Below are 2,607 nucleotides of genomic sequence, written 5' to 3'. Positions count from 1 at the left end.
GGCGAAGTCCTTGAAGTCCTGGCCCAATCTCGCCGAAACAAGCGCACGGCCCTTAAGCTCATGCGGAAACTCCTGAAAAAGCAGATGTACATTCCGGATGAAATTGTCACTGACAAACTGGGTTCATATTCTGCGGCGCTTCGAGAGCTTGGTTTGACCCAGCTTCATGTCGCGGGCGTTCGATTGAACAATCAGGCAGAGGTTTCACATCCATTGCCCGGCAGTGGTTTGTTTGCAAAACCATGAGAGGAGGCCAACCCGACGTCGAGAACGCCGAATGGGACGGTTCAAATCGCCCGGGTCAATGCAACGGTTTCTGTCCGCCCACGATGCCATTTACAACCATTTCAATTTGCAGCGCCATCTGGTCTCCCGAAGAACTCTCCATCAAACGCGCGCCAAGGCATTCACTGAATGGTTCGAAATAGTGGCTGCGTAATCTGGGATAATGCCAACAAATTCAGTTGATCTGAGTTAATGTGACAATGCCATTGGTGGTAAGGGCCGCCTCATAGGCTTGAAAGGCATCCGCGACCTCAGCCATGATTTCGGGAATGTTGGTATCCATTGGTAAACTGCCCCCAGAATTTCAGTAAAAATTCAGACATCATCGGATCTAAGTTGATGTTTCTTCTTACGATGGCTGAAAGGTTAAACCTGTTTTTACGACCACCTACCGGCATAGGGCATTGCCTCGCGTCTAAACTCCACATTTTCCATCAAACGCGATCACAGGCGATGAAAATAGTGGCGGACCGAAGACTTCATGGTGCTACAAGATGCGTGGTCATTGCAAACAGCGGACATGCAAAACCTTGTTTCGCAGGGATACTTTTAAGGCACTTAAGGGGCGCGCTGCGTCCCTAAAAATGGGACAACGACATGTTGAAATCTTCACTTGGCCTACGCGGTGGTATGACTGCACCGCACCGCGCGGCATCCCTTGCGGGGCGCGACATCCTTGCGGCGGGTGGCACCGCGATCGAGGCGATGGTTGCAGCTGCCGCAACAATCGCTGTGGTCTATCCCCACATGAACGGGATTGGTGGCGACGGGTTTTGGGTGATCAAGCGCCGCGGCAAAGCGCCTATCGGCATTTCCGCCTGCGGCACCGCAGCAGCGCTTGCAACGCCAGAATTCTACGCGTCGAAGACCCATACAGACAGTATCCCTGCACGGGGTGGACTTGCGGCACTGACTGTTCCTGGGACTATCAGTGGATGGGACGAGGCGTTGTCCTTGGTAGCGAAAGACAAAAGGCTGCCTTTGGCGCTTCTATTAAAAGACGCTATCGGTCACGCGAAAGGCGGCATCGCAGTCACCAGCAATCAGGCGAATTGCACAGCAGAAAAACTGAACGGCCTCCATGATGTGCCAGGGTTTGCAGCAACCTATCTGATTGATGGCGCTATCCCACGTGCTGGCCAAAAACTGGTGCAATACGCCCTTGGCGATACGCTTGAACATCTTGCCCAAAACGGGTTGCGCAGCTTTTACGAGGGCGCTCCCGCACGCGCCCATGCCGCCTATCTTGAAGCAAACGGCAGCCCGCTGCGCGCGTCGGATTTCGCGGCATATCAAGCGCAAGAGGTTACGCCGCTGACCCTGAAGACGTCACAGGGGCAACTTTTTAACATGACGGCGCCGACACAGGGTGTTGCGTCCCTTATGATACTTGGGCTTTTTGACAGGCTTGGCGTGACCGAGAGCGAAGGATTTGATCATCTGCACGGATTGATTGAATGCACCAAACAGGCCTTTATCCGGCGCACTACGGAACTGGGTGATCCAGACCACATGGCTGTCCATGCGCAAGACTGGCTTGAGGCCGCCCAACTCGATGCGATGGCCGCCCAGATCGATCCTGCAAAGGCGTTGTCTTGGCCATATGAACCCGCACAGGGCGATACAATTTGGATGGGGGCGTCTGACAGCGAAGGAACCGTTGTCAGCTTTATCCAAAGCGTTTTTTGGGAGTTTGGTTCAGGGCTGACGTGCCCAGACACAGGTGTGTTTTTCCAAAACAGGGGGGCTGGCTTTTCACTGGGCCCAGGCCCCAATCAGGTCGGCCCGGGGCGCAAACCTTTTCACACGCTCAATCCCGCCATTGCCGTTCTAAATGACGGGCGTGTCATGTCGTATGGCACGATGGGCGGCGAAGGTCAGCCGCAGACACAATCGGCAGTCTTTACACGCTACGTTCAGTTCGGGATGGATTTACAGGCGGCGATTACTGCACCGCGCTGGCTATTGGGCAAGACATGGGGAGATGACACCACATCCCTGAAGCTTGAGGCAAGGTTTGACCCCGATCTGGTCATGGCGCTAAAAAATGCCGGGCATGATGTTGAATTGCTGCCTGAATTCAGCGATTTGACAGGTCATGCAGGTGCGCTTGTTTTGCATTCAGACGGCTTGGTTGAGACTGCAACCGATCCACGTGCTGACGGCGCCGCGCTGAGTTTCTAACGCTCGTCCTAGTCCCGTGATTCAGTCAATTTGCGGGTATAGGTGCAGGAGCTTTGTTCTGGCATCCTCAGTAGTGAAGTGCCATTTGGTTTTTGTCTGTGCGTTGTTTCGGTTTTGGAACCAGGCAGTGACTTCGGT

The 2,607-nt window shown here is 54.1% G+C and carries 2 protein-coding genes and 2 pseudogenes; 2 read left to right on the top strand and 2 right to left on the bottom strand.

Features of this window, described 5'->3' with window-relative positions:
* Positions 1–439: pseudogene (locus Q1B15_RS18380) on the top strand (DDE-type integrase/transposase/recombinase); the annotation flags it as partial.
* 21 nt (positions 440–460) lie between these two features.
* Here the strand turns inward: Q1B15_RS18380 and Q1B15_RS18375 are convergent.
* A complete protein-coding gene (locus Q1B15_RS18375) occupies positions 461–568 on the bottom strand; it encodes an AtzH-like domain-containing protein (protein WP_299756496.1) in 108 nt (35 codons plus the stop codon).
* Positions 569–882: 314 nt separating this feature from the next.
* Between Q1B15_RS18375 and Q1B15_RS18370 the strand changes: the two genes are divergently transcribed.
* Positions 883–2,469: a gamma-glutamyltransferase gene (locus Q1B15_RS18370; RefSeq protein WP_299756493.1), complete on the top strand. Its 1,587-nt coding sequence runs from the start codon at positions 883–885 to the stop codon at positions 2,467–2,469.
* A gap of 21 nt (positions 2,470–2,490) precedes the next feature.
* Here Q1B15_RS18370 and Q1B15_RS18365 read toward each other — a convergent pair.
* A pseudogene (locus tag Q1B15_RS18365) lies at positions 2,491–2,607 on the bottom strand (IS630 family transposase); the annotation flags it as partial.

The sequence above is a fragment of the uncultured Boseongicola sp. genome (assembly GCF_937988555.1).
Classification (GTDB): domain Bacteria; phylum Pseudomonadota; class Alphaproteobacteria; order Rhodobacterales; family Rhodobacteraceae; genus Boseongicola.
This window is presented reverse-complemented; position numbering and strand designations above follow the sequence as displayed.

Excerpts from the sequence above, each read along its gene's own strand:
- Q1B15_RS18375 (WP_299756496.1), bottom strand. The coding sequence starts at position 568 with ATGGATACCAACATTCCCGAAATCATGGCTGAGGTCGCGGATGCCTTT.
- Q1B15_RS18370 (WP_299756493.1), top strand. The coding sequence starts at position 883 with ATGTTGAAATCTTCACTTGGCCTACGCGGTGGTATGACTGCACCGCAC.